Source organism: Nocardioides sp. JS614 (assembly GCF_000015265.1).
Lineage (GTDB): Bacteria > Actinomycetota > Actinomycetes > Propionibacteriales > Nocardioidaceae > Nocardioides.
Window position 1 is genome coordinate 1107104 of sequence record NC_008699.1, and the last position, 16509, is coordinate 1123612.

Genomic DNA, 16509 nt, shown 5'->3' on the forward strand with positions numbered 1-16509 from the left:
CGCCGGGGGCTAGAGCTTCGCCAACTTGCCGACTGAGTCGCGCAGCGCGTCTTCCCCGGCCCGGACGTAGTGATTAAGCACAGTTGTGAGTTTGTCGCCAAGGTACTGGGCGACGACCTCCCATGGCTCGCCCAACTCCTCGTGGAACCACTTGGTCGCGGCATGGTGCCGCAGGTTGCGGTAGACGATCGTGCGCGGCCAGGCGTTGTCCGGGTCGTTTTCGTCGACCCAGCGGCGGACACGATGCCAGCGCTCGTTGTGGAGCTCGGGCTTCACCGGGAGACCGGTCACGGTGTCGACGAAGAGCCACTGCTCCTCGGCCGCCGGCAAGGGGTAGTTCCACCACGCGATGTTCTTGTCGACACCACGCCGTGCGAGCTTGGCTCGGCGCTGGCGCTCCTCCTCCTGAGCGTTGACGACCCGCTGGAGGGAGGCGTCGGTAGGTAGCCCAAGGAGTTCTCTGACCCGCGGCAAGAGCTCGTCGTGCATGAGTGAGCGGGGGAGGGGGACCTCGTGGATGACATGGTTCTTCACCGGGCCGCGGAAGCCGTCGGAGTGGCGCGGCGTGATCCAGCTGCCGTTGACCTGCACGTAGCCGCGCTCGAAGAAGACGTCGATCGCGCGGAGACCGTTCTGCTCGCCGAGGCGCAGACCGCCGTATGCGGCGACGCGGATCTTGGTGCCGAACAGCGGCAGGCGCGTGAGCAACGGGTCGGTTCCGTCGGGCCCGCAGAGTGCGTCTGCCGCGTTGGCCATGGCCTTCACCTGCCGGGTCTCGGGTCGCAGCCGCGGGTCGACGTAGTGCGTCGTCGCGCCGTGCAGGACGGTCGAGCGGCCGATCTCAAGTCCGTCCAGCGGATCGATGCTGCGATCCAGCCAGCCGAGGCGCCAGGCCAGTTTGCGCATCGCAGCCAAAGCTCCACGCAGGTCTTCACGTCCTCGAGCTGAGTGGATCGTCTTGGATGCGTGCTCCAGGACCTTGCGGCTGTGCTCGACTCGCCACTTCGCGACCGGCACGTTGCCGATCGTAGGAACGATGTGAGCATTCACGCGGGACTCTCGACCCTGGATCGTTCGGGGCGCCTTGCCCCGCTGCTTGCTGTCTTCGATGTACTCGGCACCAAGCGCTTCGATCGTGCGGGTCGCACGAACAGCGGCGCTGGCAGGCGCGGCTTGCTCGGTGTCCAGCGCGGCCTCGGCCTGGGCGAAGATCTTGCGCGCCTCTGCCTCCGAGTTGGCGCGCCGAAGCACCTGCTTCCACGGTTCACCCTCGCCCGCCGGGACTTTGAACTTGACCTGGTACGACGTCCCGCCCGCGGGCGGGGCATAGAGCCGGACGCGCCACGGCCAGCCGGTACCGTCCAGGCGGCGGACCTTGCCCTGGGCGAGCAGCTGGGACTTCTTGCGCGTCGCCATCGCGGCCCCACCTCCTACGCTGGGAAAGGTGCGCTTCGCATGACGTCCAGCGGGGAAGCGACCGGAAGCAATTCGTATCAATAGTTTGTATCATCGGCCCCACATTGATACAAGCATCACTGGATCTGGAGCAACGCTGATGGTGAATCGTCTGGCAACCGCGACGAGCCCATACCTGCTCCAACACGCTCAGAATCCGGTGGATTGGTGGGAGTGGGGGCCGGAGGCGTTCGAGGAGGCCCGTCGGCGCGGCGTCCCGGTCCTGCTCAGCGTCGGCTACGCCGCGTGCCACTGGTGCCACGTGATGGCGCACGAGTCCTTCGAGGACGAGGCGACCGCGGCGTACCTCAACGAGCACTTCGTGAGCGTCAAGGTGGACCGCGAGGAGCGGCCCGACGTGGATGCGGTCTACATGCAGGCGACCACGTCGATGACCGGGCACGGCGGCTGGCCGATGACGGTGGTGCTGGACCACGAGGGCAGCCCGTTCTTCGCCGGCACCTACTTCCCGGACCGGCCGCGGCACGGGCAGCCCGCGTTCCGCCAGGTGCTGGAGGCGCTGGCCGACGCGTGGCAGAACCGATCCGACGAGGTGCGCCGGGTGGCGGCGAACCTGCGCGAGCACCTGTCGTCCACCAGCCTGGCCACGGCGGGCGCGCCGATCACGCGGGCGGTCCTCGACGGCGCGGTGCGCACGCTCGCGCTGGAGTACGACGCGGACGCGGCGGGGTTCGGCGGCGCGCCGAAGTTCCCGCCGTCGATGGTGCTCGAGTTCCTCCGGCGGCACGGCGAGCGCGAGATGCTCGGCGCGACCCTGGAGGCGATGGCCCGCGGCGGCATCCACGACCAGCTCGGCGGCGGCTTCGCGCGCTACAGCGTCGACACGGACTGGGTGGTGCCGCACTTCGAGAAGATGCTCTACGACAACGCCCTGCTGCTGCGGGTGTACGCCGAGTGGGACACCCCGGTCGGGGTCTGGGCCGCCGAGGGGATCGCCGACTTCCTGCTCGGCGAGCTCCGCACGCCGGAGGGCGGCTTCGCCTCGGCGCTCGACGCCGACTCCGAGGGCGCCGAGGGCACCTACTACGTCTGGACCCCCGCTCAGCTGACCGAGGTGCTGGGGCCCGAGGACGGTCCGTGGGCGGCCCGGCTGCTCGGCGTGACCGACGCCGGCACCTTCGAGCACGGCACCTCGACCCTCCAGCTGCGGCAGGACCCCGACGACCTCGACCGCTGGTTCGACTGCCAGCGCCGGCTGCGCGAGGCGCGGTCGCACCGCGAGCGACCGGCTCGCGACGACAAGGTCGTGGCTGCCTGGAATGGCCTGGCGATCAGCGGCCTGTGCCGGGCCGGCGCCCTGATCGGACTCCCGGAGTACGTCGCCGCGGCGACCGCCGCGGGCCAGCTCCTCTGGCGGGTCCACCTGGTCGACGGCCGGCTGCGGCGGGTCTCCCGCGACGGCGTGGTCGGCGCGCCCGCCGGCGTGCTGGAGGACAACGGCTGCGTCGCGGCCGGCTTCCTCGACCTGCTCCAGGCCACCGGCGACGCCGTGTGGCTGGAGCGCGCGGGCGCCATCCTGGAGCTCGCGCTCACCCACTTCGCCGCCGAGGACGGCGGCTTCTTCGACACCGCCGACGACGCGGAGGCCCTGGTCGCCCGGCCGCGCGACCCCTCCGACAACGCCAGCCCCTCGGGCCTCGCCTCGATGGTGCACGCGCTGTCGACGTACGCCGCGCTCACCGGCTCGGGCCGCCACCGCGACGCGGCCGAGGCGGCGCTGGCCTCGGTCGCCACCCTCGCGGAGCGGGCGCCCCGCTTCGCCGGCTGGTCGCTCGCCGCCGCCGAGTCGATGCTCGACGGGCCGGTGGAGATCGCGATCGTCGGCGACTGGTCCGAGCAGCGCGACCAGCTCGAGGCACGGGCCCGGCGGGAGCCCGGGGCCGTCGTCGTGGTCGCGGACCGGGCCGACGAGGCGATCCCGCTGTTGGCCGGGCGCACGCCGGTGGACGGTCGCGCGGCGGCGTACGTGTGCCGCCACCTGGTGTGTGAGCGCCCGGTCAGCACCGTCGAGGAGCTGGACGAGGCCCTGTCCCGCTGACCCCCGTCGGTTTCGGGTCGTGTGCCTGAGCACGCGCCATGGCGCGTGCTCAGGCACACGACCCGTTCCCGGGGCGACGCCGAACAGGTACCGTGACAGTGTCACTGTGACAATCGCGACGTCACCCCCAGGAGCACCCGATGACCCAGGCCCCCGCCCGCCCGCAGTCCCCTCAGCCCGCCGAGCCGGCCCCGTCCGGCTCGACGTTCGAGTCGCTGGACCCGGCGACCGGGGCGGTCGTCGGGACGTTCCCGGTGCACGGCGAGGCGGAGGTGCGCGCGGCCGTCGAGCGCGCCCGCACGGCCGCCGAGTGGTGGTCGGCGCTCTCGTTCAAGGACCGCAAGGTCTACCTGACCACCTGGAAGGCCGCGATCACCCGCCGGATGCCCGAACTCGCGGAGCTCATGCACCGCGAGACCGGCAAGCCCCGCTCCGACGCGATGCTCGAGGCGACGCTCGGGGTCGACCACCTCGGCTGGGCCGCCGGCCACGCGGGCAAGGTGCTGGGGCGGCACCGGGTCTCGCCCGGGATGTTGATGGTCAACCAGGCCGCGACCGTGGAGTTCCGCCCGCTCGGCGTCGTCGGCGTGATCGGCCCGTGGAACTACCCGGTGTTCACCCCGCTCGGCTCGATCGCCTACGCGCTCGCGGCCGGCAACGCCGTGGTGTTCAAGCCCAGCGAGCACACGCCCGCGGTCGGCGAGTGGCTGGCCCGCACGTTCGGCGAGTGCGTCGGGCGACCGGTCCTCCAGGTCGTCACCGGCCGCGGCGAGACCGGTGCCGCGCTGTGCCGCTCCGGGGTCGACAAGGTGGCGTTCACCGGCTCGACCGGCACGGGGAAGAAGGTGATGGCCGCCTGCGCCGAGACCCTGACCCCGGTCGTCATCGAGGCCGGTGGCAAGGACCCGCTGATCGTCGACGCGGACGCCGACGTCCCGGCCGCCGCCGACGCCGCGCTGTGGGGCGCCTGCAGCAACGCCGGCCAGACCTGCGCGGGCGTCGAGCGGGTCTACGTGCACGAGCGGGTGTACGACGAGTTCCTCGCCGAGATCACCCGCAAGGCGCAGGGCCTGAGCGCCCATGGCGGCGACGACGCGAAGATCGGCCCGATCACGATGCCGGGCCAGCTCGACGTGATCCGCCGCCACATCGACGACGCGCTCGAACGCGGCGGCCGCGCGGTCGTCGGCGGGGCGGACGCGGTGGGCGAGCGGTTCGTGCAGCCCACGATCCTCGTCGACGTGCCCGAGGACTCCGCGGCGGTCCAGGAGGAGACGTTCGGCCCGACCGTGACGATCGCGAAGGTGCGCGACATGGACGAGGCGATCGAGCTCGCCAACGGGACGCCGTACGGCCTCGGGGCGACGGTCTTCAGCAGGAGCAACGGGATGGCCATCGCCGAGCGGATCCGCTCCGGCATGACCGCGATCAACGCGGTGATCTCGTTCGCGGCGATCCCGAGCCTGCCGTTCGGCGGCGTCGGCGACTCCGGATTCGGACGGATCCACGGGCCCGAGGGCCTCAAGGAGTTCACCTACGCGAAGGCGATCGCCCGGCAGCGGTTCAAGCCGGCCCTCGCGCTGACCACGTTCGAGCGCACCGAGCAGGCCGACCGGCGGCTCGCCGCGATCGTCCGGGCGCTGCACGGCCGCGGCTGACGCACCGGCCCCGGACCCGGCCGGCTCGGTCGGGCCGGCGCGGTCAGGACGCCGCAGTCGCCGCGAGGAGTCGCGGCAGCAGCAGCGGCAACACGGCGTCGAGGTCCTCGTTGAACAGCAGGTGCTGGTCGGACTCGACCAGCAGCAGGTCCTTGGCGGGCGCCTCGATGCGCTCGTAGACAGCGCGCATGTAGGCGAGCGGGAACAGTCGGTCGCGGGTGCCGGCCACGACCGTCACCGGGCAGCGGGCGGGGCGCAGCGGGGTCGCGAGCAGGCCGGCGAGCAGGCCGAGCGGATAGCTGCGTCGGCCCAGCGGGTCGGCGAAGAAGCGCTCGACGACCGCCGGGTCGCCCGAGACCCGGGCCAGCTCGAGGTAGGCGCCGATCGGGACGGGTACGCCGGGCGCGAGCCGTCCGGCGAGCGCGAGCAGGCGTCGCGCCGCCGGGTAGGCCGGCCGCAGCGCTCGCGGCGCGCGCGTGACGTCCAGGGAGCCCGGCAGCGCCGGGTCCAGCGCGTTGTGCGCGAACACGTGGTCGGCGAGGTCGGTCTCGGCGGCCACCGCGAGCGCGAGGATGCCGCCCTGGCTGGACCCGATCAGCACGGTGTGCGGCGCCCCCATCGTCCGGACCGTCCAGGCGAGCGCGTCGGACGCGTTGGTCACCAGGTCGGCGAAGGCGGGGCGCCGGCGTACCCGCGGGCTCTTGCCGTGCGCCGCGGGATGGACGCCGACGACGCCGAACCCGGCCCGGTTCAGCGCGTCGAGGAAGTCCTCGTAGAACAGCGGGTGGGTCATCGTGCCGGGCAGGAAGACCACCGCCGGCGCATCCGGCTCGCCCTTCCACACGGAGAGGGCCACCGGGAACCCGGCGGAGTCGAGGAGCACCTCGCGATACGCCTCAGGGCGCTGGACGGCGTTCAGCGCCTGCTGCTCGTGCGTGCGCATGTCTCCGGCTTACCACTCGGGTGGCCGGCGTACGACGATCAGCGCAGGCTGTACGTTGCGAGCGACACACCCACGTAGTGGCTGACGAAGGCCAGGATCGTGAAGGTGTGGAACACCTCGTGGAAGCCGAACCAGCGCGGCCACGGGTTGGGCCGCTTGAAGCCGTACACGACGCCGCCCACGGTGTACAGGGCGCCGCCGACGACGATCATCACGAACGTCGCGACGCCGACGCCGAGGCCGCCCAGCCGGGTCGCGCCGTCGAGGAACGCCGGGATGAAGAAGACCGCGGCCCAGCCGAGGGCGATGTAGATCGGCACGTAGAGCCAGCGCGGTGCGTCGGTCCAGAACACCCGGAACAGCACGCCGAGCACCGCACCGCTCCAGACCGTGGCCAGCAGCGCGACCCGCGCCGTGCCCTCCAGGAGCAGCACGCTGAACGGCGTGTAGGAGCCCGCGATCAGCAAGAAGATGTTGGCGTGGTCGAAGCGCCGCAGGAACGCCCACACCCGGGGCGACCAGGTGCCGGTGTGGTAGATCGCCGAGACCGTGAAGAGCACCAGCGCGGAGCCGGTGAACAGCGCCGCCGCGACCCGGCTCGGGGTCGTGGGGGCCAGCGCGACGAGGACGATGCCCGCGGCGAGCGTCAGCGGCGCGATGCCGAGGTGCAGCCAGCCACGCAGCCGCGGCTTGAGGTCGGCTACGGCCTCGTGCAGGTGGTCGAGGCCTGCGCGCACGGCGTCCGCGCCGGTCAGGGCCCGGTCCATGGCCCGGTCCACTGCCCGCTCCATCGGCTGGTTCATGGGGGAACCGTACCCGCAGTACGGTCACGGCAACCCCGGATCCGGCCGGTCCGGGCGAGCGAGGCGGTGGACGTCACGTCGTCGAGAGCGCCACGAGGCGGCCTCGACCGCCGGTACCATCGCAGTCGTGGCGGACTGGAAGCGCGGGCTCCGGCGGGTGCTCTACCCGGCCTACGAGGCACGGATGCTGCGCCGGATGCCGTCGGAGAACCTGCCCAAGCACATCGGGGTGATGCTCGACGGCAACCGTCGCTGGGCCCGGGCTGTGGGCCGTGACACCGCCGACGGGCACCAAGCGGGCGCGGCCAACATCGAGCCGCTGCTGGGGTGGTGCGACGAGGTCGGCACCGAGGTCGTCACCCTGTGGCTGCTCTCCACCGACAACCTCAACCGCCCCGAGCGCGAGCTCGCTCCGCTGCTCGAGATCATCGCCGACGCGGTGGACTCGCTCGCCGACCAGCGACGCTGGCGGGTGCACCCCGTCGGTGCCCTCGACCTGCTGCCCGCGTCGGTGGCCGAGCGGCTCAAGGCCGCCGAGGAGGCCACCCGCGACGTCGACGGGATGCTGGTCAACGTGGCGGTCGGGTACGGCGGCCGGCGCGAGATCGCGGACGCCGTACGCTCCCTGCTCCAGGAGGCCGCCGTCAACGGCACCTCGCTCGAGGAGCTCGCTTCGGCCATCGACGTCGAGTCGATCGCCGAGCACCTCTACACCAAGGGCCAGCCCGACCCCGACCTGGTGATCCGCACCTCGGGGGAGCAGCGGCTCGGCGGCTTCCTGCTCTGGCAGAGCGCGAAGTCGGAGTTCTACTTCTGCGAGGCCTACTGGCCCGACTTCCGCCGCGTCGACTTCCTGCGCGCCCTGCGCGCCTACACCCTGCGCGAGCGTCGGTACGGCGCCTGAGAGTTTCATCGGCCGGCCGATGAAACTCGACCCTGGACGATGAAACTTCATCGTCCAGGCACGAGTTCTGTCGGCCGGCCGACGAAAGTGGGCGGCTCCTGCTCACCGCCGACCGACCCTCCGGACGCACGACGTTCACCCGCGCGTCCGGGCGTGTCGCCCGAAAACGCCGGGTCCGCGGCGTACTTTCGCCGTATCGGTGGGTGGGGAAGCTCGCCGTATCGGGAGGCCCGTTCGTGAGATCTCACGACTGCAGAGCACGGCGGCGAGACTGCCGTGCGACCGGGAGCCGGCACTCCGGCGCTCGGGCTCGTTCCGGTCCGTCTGCTTGAAGAACGGCCGGGGCGAGGAGTGCACGCGCCGGCCTGCGAAGGGGTTACCGTGCCGCAGGCTACGAAGTCACACCGCTCCGCTTCCACCGCCACGACCGCGAGCACCCGCGCGAAGTCCGCGCCGGGCGTGCGCACCTACGTGCTCGACACGAGCGTCCTGCTGGCCGACCCGGGTGCCTTGCGCCGGTTCGCCGAGCACGAGGTCGTGCTGCCGGTCGTGGTGATCACCGAGCTGGAGGGCAAGCGGCACCACCCCGAGCTGGGCTTCTTCGCGCGCACGGCGCTGCGGATGCTCGACGAGCTCCGGATCACCCACGGCCGCCTCGACGAGCCGGTGCCGGTCGGCGACGAGGGCGGCACCGTGCGGGTCGAGCTCAACCACACCGACGCCGAGTCGCTGCCGTCCGGCTTCCGGCTCGGCGACAACGACACCCGGATCCTCGCGGTCGCGCGCAACCTCGCCAACGAGGGGTACGACGTCACGCTGGTCTCCAAGGACCTGCCGCTGCGGATCAAGGCCTCGGCCGTCGGGCTGGACGCCGAGGAGTACCGCGCCGAGGCGATCAGCGACTCCGACTCCGGCTACTCCGGCATGGCCGAGCTGGACGTCGTCGCCGCCGAGCTCGACGAGCTGTACGACGACGGCGTGCTGGACCTCGAGGCGGCTCGGGACCTGCCCTGCCACCAGGGCCTGGTGCTGCTGTCGGATCGGGGGACCGCGCTGGGCCGGGTCGGCCCGGACAAGCGGGTGCACCTGGTGCGCGGCGACCGGGAGGCGTTCGGCATCCACGGCCGCTCGGCGGAGCAGCGGATCGCGTTGGAGATGCTGCTCGACCCGGAGGTCGGCATCGTCTCGCTCGGCGGCCGAGCCGGCACCGGCAAGTCCGCGATGGCGCTGTGCGCCGGCCTCGAGGCCGTGATGGAGCGCCGCCAGCACAAGAAGGTCGTGGTCTTCCGCCCGCTGTTCGCGGTCGGCGGCCAGGAGCTCGGCTACCTGCCCGGCTCGGAGTCGGAGAAGATGTCGCCCTGGGCGCAGGCCGTCTTCGACACCCTGGGCGCGATCACCTCGCGCGAGGTGATCGAGGAGGTCCTCGACCGCGGCATGCTCGAGGTGCTGCCGCTGACCCACATCCGCGGCCGGTCCCTCCACGACGCGTTCGTGATCGTCGACGAGGCCCAGTCGCTGGAGCGCAACGTGCTGCTCACGGTGCTCTCCCGGATCGGGGCGAACTCCAAGGTGGTGCTCACCCACGACGTGGCCCAGCGCGACAACCTGCGGGTCGGGCGGCACGACGGCGTGGTGGCGGTGGTCGAGAAGCTCAAGGGCCACCCGCTGTTCGCCCACGTCACCCTGACCCGCTCCGAGCGCTCCCCGATCGCGGCGCTGGTCACCGAGATGCTGGAGAACGTCACCCTCTGAGCTCCGCGGTGGCGGCGGGCGACGGTTTCCCCGGTTAACCGGGGAAACCGGAACTGTTGACCCGAAACTTCGGCCGAGAAGTTCCGGGATTGCCCGACCGCTGGGACCAGTGGTGCCCCTGTGACTGATGGGAAAGTCGACGAGGTGGGCCTCGGTCCCACTCCCGCCGGTCGCTTTCCACCATCTTCGCCGTTCGGTTTGCACGCGAGCGCCTCGTCCGGCATGGTGGCCCGTGATCTTTTCGTGACCTACCGACCTCGGGAGTCGGTGGTCCGGGGGGTACCACCGACGTCGTCTACCCGAGTAGCGAGCCCTTGTCGAAGCACGCGAAGTACGTTCCCAAGCACCGGCACGCCCCGGAACCGACCCTCACCGCCGCGCCGCGCAAGATCCTGCGCAGCACCGTGGTGATGTCCTCGGTCGCCGTGGCGGCCACCGGGGTGGCGGTGTCCGGCGGCGTGCTGAGCTCGCCGGCCGGCATCAGCGTCGCCGCGCAGGACCTCGGCGACAGCGTCACCGGATCGCTCTCGAGCGGCCGGGTCGCCGACCGGGAGCCGGTCGTCTCCCGCGGCTCGGTCTCGCGCACCTCGGCGGACCGCCGCGACGCCGCTGACCCGGCCAAGGAGGCCGCGCTCGCCGTCGACGGCGGCCGCGCGGTCACCCGCTCGGTGGACGTCGCGGACGGCGACCCGCGCGACATCGCCCGGGCCCTGATGCCGCAGTTCGGGTTCGGTGCCGACCAGTTCGGCTGCCTCGACTCCCTGTGGACGCGGGAGAGCAACTGGAGCCCGAGCGCCCACAACGCCTCCTCCGGCGCACACGGCATCCCGCAGGCCCTGCCCGGCTCGAAGATGGCCTCCGCCGGCCCCGACTGGGCCACCAACCCGGTCACCCAGATCACCTGGGGCCTCGGCTACATCCAGGACCGCTACGGCAGCCCGTGCGGTGCCTGGGGCCACTCCCAGGCCGTCGGCTGGTACTGACCCCGTCAGGGGTGGGTCATCGACTCCACGTCGAGGGCCTCGTCGAGCTGCGCCTCGGTGAGCTCGCCGCGCTCGACGTAGCCCATCGCGATCACGGTCTCGCGGATCGTCGCGCCCTCGGCGAGCGCCCGCTTGGCCACCTTGGCCGCGGCCTCGTAGCCGATGTGCTTGTTCAGCGGCGTCACCACGGACGGTGAGGTCTCGGCGTACTGCCGCATCCGCTCGGCGTTCGCGGTGATGCCGTCGATGCAGCGCTCGGCCAGCACCCGGGACGACGCGGCCAGCAGGCGCGCGGACTCCAGCACGTTGCGGGCGATGACCGGCATCGCGACGTTGAGCTCGAAGCTGCCGCTCGCGCCGGCGGCGGTGACGGCCGCGTCGTTGCCGATCACCTGGAAGCACACCATCAGGGTCGCCTCCGGCAGCACCGGGTTCACCTTGCCGGGCATGATGCTCGACCCCGGCTGGAGGTCGGGCAGGTGGATCTCGGCGAGGCCGGTCGTCGGCCCGGAGGACATCCACCGCAGGTCGTTGCAGATCTTGATCAGCCCGACCGCGATCGTGCGCAGCACGCCGCTCAGCTCGACCAGCGAGTCGCGGGTCCCCTGCGCCTCGAAGTGGTCGCGGGCCTCGGTGAACGGCTCGCCGGTCGTCTCGCCGAGTACGGCGATCACCCGCTCGGCGAACCCGGGCGGGGTGTTGATCCCGGTGCCGACCGCCGTACCGCCCAGGGGCAGCTCGCGCACCCGCGGCAGCACCGACTGGAGACGCTCCGCGGCGTACCGCACCGTCGCGGCGTAGCCGCCGAGCTCCTGCCCGAGCATCACCGGCGTGGCGTCCATCAGGTGGGTGCGCCCCGACTTCACCAGGCCGGCGAACTCGTCGGCCTTGCGCTGCAGGCTGGCCTGGAGGACGGCCAGGCCGGGCAGCAGGTCGCCGGTCACCGCCAGCGTCGACGCCACGTGGATCGCGGTCGGGAACGTGTCGTTGCTCGACTGGCTGGCGTTGACGTGGTCGTTGGGGTGCACGTCGGTGCCGGCTCGCTGGGCGAGGGTCGCGATCACCTCGTTGGCGTTCATGTTCGAGCTGGTGCCCGAGCCGGTCTGGAAGACGTCGATGGGGAACCCGCCGTCGTGTCGCCCCTCCGCGACCGCGTTCGCGGCCGCGACGATCGCCTCCGCCTGCTCCCCGTCGAGCACCCCGAGCTCGGCGTTCACCGTGGCCGCCGCCGCCTTCACCCGGCCGATGGCGTGGATCAGCGCCGGCTCGATCGGCGTGCCGCTGATCGGGAAGTTCTCGACCGCTCGCTGGGTCTGGGCCCGCCAGAGCGCGTCCGCGGGGACGCGGACCTCGCCCATGCTGTCGTGCTCGACGCGGAAGTCCGCGGTGTCGTCAAGGGTCATGCGTCGGACGTTACCCGCGCCGCGTAGAGCCAGTACTGCTCGTCGCGGTCCTGCAGCAGCACCTCGTACGGCGTCGCCTCGACGTTGCCGAACACCGAGTCCATCGTCCGGCCGAGGACCGGAGCCTCGGCCGCCGACCAGATCGCCAGGGCGCCGCCGGGCCGCAGCGCGCGGGCGGCGGCCTCGAGGAACGGCTGCTCGTAGAGCGCCGCGTTGACGTCGTGCACCAGGTAGCCCGGCCCGTTGTCGACGTCGAGGAGGATCAGGTCGTACGACGCCGGCCGGGCCTCGGCCATCGCCTCGCCGATGTCGGCGACGACCACCGTGACCCGCTCGTCCGCGAGCAGCCCCGGGCCGTGCGGGATCGTGCCGGCCCGCATCCAGTCGACCAGCGCCTGCTCGATCTCGACGACGGCGACCTTCTCCACCCGTTGATCGGCGAGCACCGCGTGCATGGTGAACCCGAGGCCGAGGCCGGCGACCACGACCGCCCGCGGCTGCTGGACCTGGGCGAGCGCGGCCTCCGCGAGCGCCTGCTCGGAGCCGACCTCGAGGGTGTCCATGACGAACACGCCGTTGGCGCGCAGCTCCAGGGAGGTCGGCGCGTTGTCCGCGCGGCGCTCGCGCAGGACCAGCTCGCCGCGCGCGGTCTCCGCGCGCGCGATCTCGACGTACTCCACGGCGCCCAGTCTTGCGGACGCGACCCGACGGTGGACCGTCGGTGTCAGTCGAACAGCTCGCTGAGCGACCGTTTCGTACGACGTCGCGATGGGGGCGCGTCGGCGTCGTCGGCCCGCCTGATCCGCACATCGCCCGGCCGCCCGGGAGCGTCGTACGACCGGTCGCCGGGGCAGCCACCTCGGATGAGGCACCACGGCGACCCCGATGACGTCCCACCAAGGACAGCCGCTACTCCGCGGAGCGCACCCGGATCCCGGCGGCGCCGATCGAGCTGAGCGGCACGGTGACGGCGCCGGAGGGGTCGGTGAAGAAGTCGTTGCCCTGGTCGTCGACCACGATGAACGCCGGGAAGTCCTCGACCTCGATCTTCCAGATGGCCTCCATGCCGAGCTCGGGGTACTCCAGCACCTCCTGGCTCTTGATGCAGTCCTGCGCGAGCCGCGCGGCCGGCCCGCCGATCGAGCCGAGGTAGAACCCGCCGTGCGCGGCGCACGCCTCGGTGACGGTCTTCGACCGGTTGCCCTTGGCGAGCATGACCATCGAGCCGCCAGCGGCCTGGAACTGCTCGACGTAGGAGTCCATCCGGCCGGCAGTGGTCGGCCCGAACGAGCCGGACGCCATGCCCTCGGGGGTCTTCGCGGGCCCGGCGTAGTAGACGGGGTGGTCGTGGAGGTACGCCGGCATCTCCTCGCCGGCGTCGAGCCGCTCCTTGATCTTCGCGTGCGCGATGTCGCGGGCGACGACCAGCGGGCCGGTCAGCGAGAGCCGGGTCTTGACCGGGTGCTTGCGCAGCTCGCCCAGGATCTCCGGCATCGGCCGGGTCAGGTCGATCGCGACCACCTCGCCGCCGGAGATGTCCTCGGCCACGCCCGCGTCGGGCATGTACTGCGCCGGATCGGTCTCGAGCTGCTCGAGGAAGACGCCCTCGGTGGTGATCTTGCCCAGCGCCTGCCGGTCGGCCGAGCAGGACACCGCGATCGCGACCGGGCAGGACGCGCCGTGCCGCGGCAGCCGCACGACCCGCACGTCGTGGCAGAAGTACTTCCCGCCGAACTGCGCGCCGATCCCGAACGACTGGGTGAGCTCGAAGACCTGCTCCTCGAGCTCGAGGTCGCGGAAGCCGTGCGCCGACATCGAGCCCGAGGTCGGCAGGTTGTCGAGGTAGTGCGCGGAGGCGTACTTCGCGGTCTTGAGCGCGAACTCCGCCGAGGTGCCGCCGATCACGATCGCGAGGTGGTACGGCGGGCACGCGGCCGTCCCGAGCGAGCGGATCTTCTCGTCGAGGAAGCTCAGCAGCCGCTGCGGGTTGAGGACGGCCTTGGTCTCCTGGAACAGGAACGACTTGTTCGCCGAGCCCCCGCCCTTGGCCATGAACAGGAACTTGTACTCCGGCCGAGAGATCCCATCGGGCCCGTGGGAGGCCGTCGAGTAGATCTCGATCTGGGCCGGCAGGTTCGTGCCGGTGTTCTTCTCCTCGTAGGTCGTCAGCGGCGCCAGCTGGGAGTAGCGCAGGTTGAGCTTGGTGTACGCGTCGTAGACGCCGCGCGAGATCGCCTCGCCGTCGTCGCTGCCGGTCAGCACGCCCTCGGACTTCTTGCCCATCACGATCGCGGTGCCGGTGTCCTGGCACATCGGCAGCACGCCGCCGGCGGAGATGTTGACGTTCTTGAGCAGGTCGAGCGCCACGAACCGGTCGTTTCCGGACGCCTCCGGGTCGTCGATGATCCGGCGCAGCTGGGCCAGGTGGGCGGGCCGCAGGTAGTGCGCGATGTCGTGCATCGCCTCGGCGGTGAGCCGCTGGATGGCCTCCGGCGACACCTCGAGGAAGGTGCGCCCGTTCGCCTCGAACGTCGAGACGCCCTCGGTGGTGACCAGGCGGTACGGCGTCTCGTCGGGGCCGGTCGGCAGGAGGTCGGAGTAGAGGAACTCGGGATCTTGCGCCACGGACCACGAGGGTAGCCCTCCGACTACGCTGACCGGCATGGAGGGACCTCTCGAGCACGATCCGGCCCGCCTCCGGATCTCGGACGCCGATCGGCACCAGGTGGCCGAGGTGCTGCGGCAGGCCGCCGGCGAGGGGCGCCTCGAGCTCGACGAGCTCGACGAGCGGCTGGAGGCGACGTACGCCGCCCGCACGTATGCCGACCTGGTCCCGATCACCCACGACCTCCCTGTCCGTGGGCCCGCCCGCTCGCCCGTCCAGCAGCCCCCGAGCTCGCCGGCCGTCCGCTACGAGTCGTCGGTCGCGGTGCTGAGCGGGACCTCCCGCAAGGGGGTCTGGGAGGTGGGGCCGACCCACAGCGTGTTCTGCGTGATGGGCGGCGTGGACCTCGACCTGCGGGAGGCGGTCTTCACCGGCCGGGAGACCGTGATCACCGCGAACACTCTGATGGGCGGCGTGGACGTGATCGTCAACGAGCACACGTTGGTGATCGTGGAGGGCATGGGCATCATGGGCGCCTTCGAGCAGGCGCGGGACCGGGTCGAGCCGCGACTCGACCCGGACTCACCGGTCGTCCGGGTCCGCGGCGTCGCGCTGATGGGGGCCGTGACCGTGGTGCGCAAGCCGCTGAGCCGCAAGCAGCTGCGCCGCCGGGACTAACGGCCCGGCGATCTCCTGACTCAGGTACTCCCCACGGGTACGCGCCTCCCGGTACGGTGACCGTGCTCACCTTTACGACGGATCGTCCGGCACGTACCTGCCGGTGAAGGAGTTGTTCAAGCATGGCCACAGTCAGGTTCGAAGAAGCACAACGGTGGTACCCCGGCACCGACAAACCGGCGGTTCCGGGCATCTCGCTCGAGATCGGTGACGGCGAGTTCGTCGTCCTGGTCGGTCCTTCCGGTTGCGGCAAGTCCACGACCCTGCGGATGCTGGCGGGGCTCGAAGAGGTCAACAAGGGCCGGATCTTCATCGGCGACCGCGACATCACCAACACGCCCCCCAAGGACCGGGACATCGCGATGGTGTTCCAGAACTACGCGCTCTACCCGCACATGTCCGTCGCGGACAACATGGCCTTCGCGCTGAAGATGGCCAAGGTGCCCAGCGAGGAGCGGAACAAGCGGGTCCAGGAGGCCGCGAAGATCCTCGGCCTGACCGAGTACCTCGACCGCAAGCCGAAGGCTCTCTCCGGCGGTCAGCGCCAGCGCGTGGCGATGGGCCGCGCGATCGTGCGCCAGCCGCAGGTCTTCTGCATGGACGAGCCGCTCTCGAACCTCGACGCCAAGATGCGCGTGCAGACCCGCACCGACATCGCCAAGCTCCAGGCCGACCTCGGCGTCACCACCGTCTACGTCACCCACGACCAGGTCGAGGCGATGACGATGGGCGACCGGGTGGCGGTCATGAACGAGGGCATCCTCCAGCAGGTCGACACCCCGCTCGCGCTCTACGACCGGCCGGTCAACCTGTTCGTCGCCGGCTTCATCGGCTCCCCGCAGATGAACCTGATGAGCGCCGTCGCCGAGAACCGGCAGGCGAAGATCGGGGACTTCCACGTCCCGGTCGACGACGCCGCGGCCTCGAGGATGAAGGGCAACATCACGGTCGGCGTCCGCCCGGAGGCCTGGCGTGTGGTCGGTGGCAGCGACGCCGGCCTGCCGGTCAAGGTCACCGTGGTCGAGGACCACGGCGCCGACGCGTTCATCCACGGCACCTGCGGTGTCGAGGGCACGCCGAGCAACATCGTGATCCGGGTCAGCGGCCGCGACCACCCCCAGAAGGGCGAGACGATGTTCGTGACGACCGACCCGAGGAACGTGCACGTCTTCGACACCGAGACCGGCGAGCGCCTCTCGGAATGAGCAGCGCCGGTGGCTGAGGCGCGAGCGTCGCGAGCCCTCGAAACCACCGGAACTCGCAGGG

The 16509-nt window shown here is 71.5% G+C and carries 13 protein-coding genes; 7 read left to right on the forward strand and 6 right to left on the reverse strand.

Annotated features, from left to right (window positions below; all coding sequences use genetic code 11):
- Positions 1-9: 9 nt before the first annotated feature.
- On the reverse strand, positions 10-1416 hold the full coding sequence (locus NOCA_RS06760; RefSeq protein ID WP_011754518.1) for a tyrosine-type recombinase/integrase: 1407 nt from the start codon (positions 1414-1416) through the stop codon (positions 10-12).
- A 139-nt stretch (positions 1417-1555) separates the two neighbouring features.
- Between NOCA_RS06760 and NOCA_RS06765 the strand changes: the two genes are divergently transcribed.
- Positions 1556-3514, forward strand: coding sequence for a thioredoxin domain-containing protein (locus tag NOCA_RS06765; RefSeq protein WP_011754519.1), 1959 nt, complete (start codon positions 1556-1558; stop codon positions 3512-3514).
- A 140-nt stretch (positions 3515-3654) separates the two neighbouring features.
- A complete protein-coding gene (locus tag NOCA_RS06770; protein WP_011754520.1) occupies positions 3655-5172 on the forward strand; it encodes an aldehyde dehydrogenase family protein in 1518 nt (505 codons plus the stop codon).
- 43 nt (positions 5173-5215) lie between these two features.
- Here NOCA_RS06770 and NOCA_RS06775 read toward each other — a convergent pair whose 3' ends face one another.
- Positions 5216-6115: an alpha/beta fold hydrolase gene (locus NOCA_RS06775; protein WP_011754521.1), complete on the reverse strand. Its 900-nt coding sequence runs from the start codon at positions 6113-6115 to the stop codon at positions 5216-5218.
- A gap of 38 nt (positions 6116-6153) precedes the next feature.
- Positions 6154-6918 (reverse strand): PAQR family membrane homeostasis protein TrhA, encoded by a 765-nt coding sequence (gene trhA / locus NOCA_RS06780; protein ID WP_011754522.1) that lies wholly within the window; start codon positions 6916-6918, stop codon positions 6154-6156.
- A gap of 127 nt (positions 6919-7045) precedes the next feature.
- Here trhA and NOCA_RS06785 point away from each other — a divergent pair, with 127 nt between their 5' ends.
- From NOCA_RS06785 to NOCA_RS06795, 3 genes are all read left to right on the forward strand, one after another.
- Complete coding sequence (locus NOCA_RS06785; RefSeq protein ID WP_011754523.1) at positions 7046-7822, forward strand: isoprenyl transferase; 777 nt, start codon at positions 7046-7048, stop codon at positions 7820-7822.
- 459 nt (positions 7823-8281) lie between these two features.
- Positions 8282-9574, forward strand: coding sequence for a PhoH family protein (locus tag NOCA_RS06790; protein WP_238383483.1), 1293 nt, complete (start codon positions 8282-8284; stop codon positions 9572-9574).
- 314 nt (positions 9575-9888) lie between these two features.
- Positions 9889-10557: a lytic transglycosylase domain-containing protein gene (locus NOCA_RS06795; RefSeq protein WP_011754525.1), complete on the forward strand. Its 669-nt coding sequence runs from the start codon at positions 9889-9891 to the stop codon at positions 10555-10557.
- A 5-nt stretch (positions 10558-10562) separates the two neighbouring features.
- On the opposite strand, the gene NOCA_RS06800 is transcribed toward NOCA_RS06795, so the two are convergent.
- From NOCA_RS06800 to NOCA_RS06810, 3 genes are all read right to left on the reverse strand, one after another.
- Positions 10563-11960, reverse strand: coding sequence for a class II fumarate hydratase (locus NOCA_RS06800; RefSeq protein ID WP_011754526.1), 1398 nt, complete (start codon positions 11958-11960; stop codon positions 10563-10565).
- The gene (locus NOCA_RS06805) at positions 11957-12640 is read right to left on the reverse strand and encodes a spermidine synthase (RefSeq protein ID WP_011754527.1); all 684 of its coding nucleotides are present in this window, start codon (positions 12638-12640) and stop codon (positions 11957-11959) included. Before NOCA_RS06805 ends, NOCA_RS06800 begins: the two co-directional genes overlap by 4 nt.
- A 229-nt stretch (positions 12641-12869) precedes the next feature.
- Positions 12870-14585: a fumarate hydratase gene (locus tag NOCA_RS06810; protein WP_011754528.1), complete on the reverse strand. Its 1716-nt coding sequence runs from the start codon at positions 14583-14585 to the stop codon at positions 12870-12872.
- A gap of 37 nt (positions 14586-14622) precedes the next feature.
- Here NOCA_RS06810 and NOCA_RS06815 point away from each other — a divergent pair, with 37 nt between their 5' ends.
- Complete coding sequence (locus tag NOCA_RS06815) at positions 14623-15243, forward strand: DUF1707 SHOCT-like domain-containing protein (protein ID WP_011754529.1); 621 nt, start codon at positions 14623-14625, stop codon at positions 15241-15243.
- Between the two features lie 122 nt (positions 15244-15365).
- Entirely contained in the window at positions 15366-16448 is a 1083-nt protein-coding gene (locus tag NOCA_RS06820; RefSeq protein ID WP_011754530.1) for an ABC transporter ATP-binding protein, read from the forward strand.
- Positions 16449-16509: the final 61 nt, after the last annotated feature.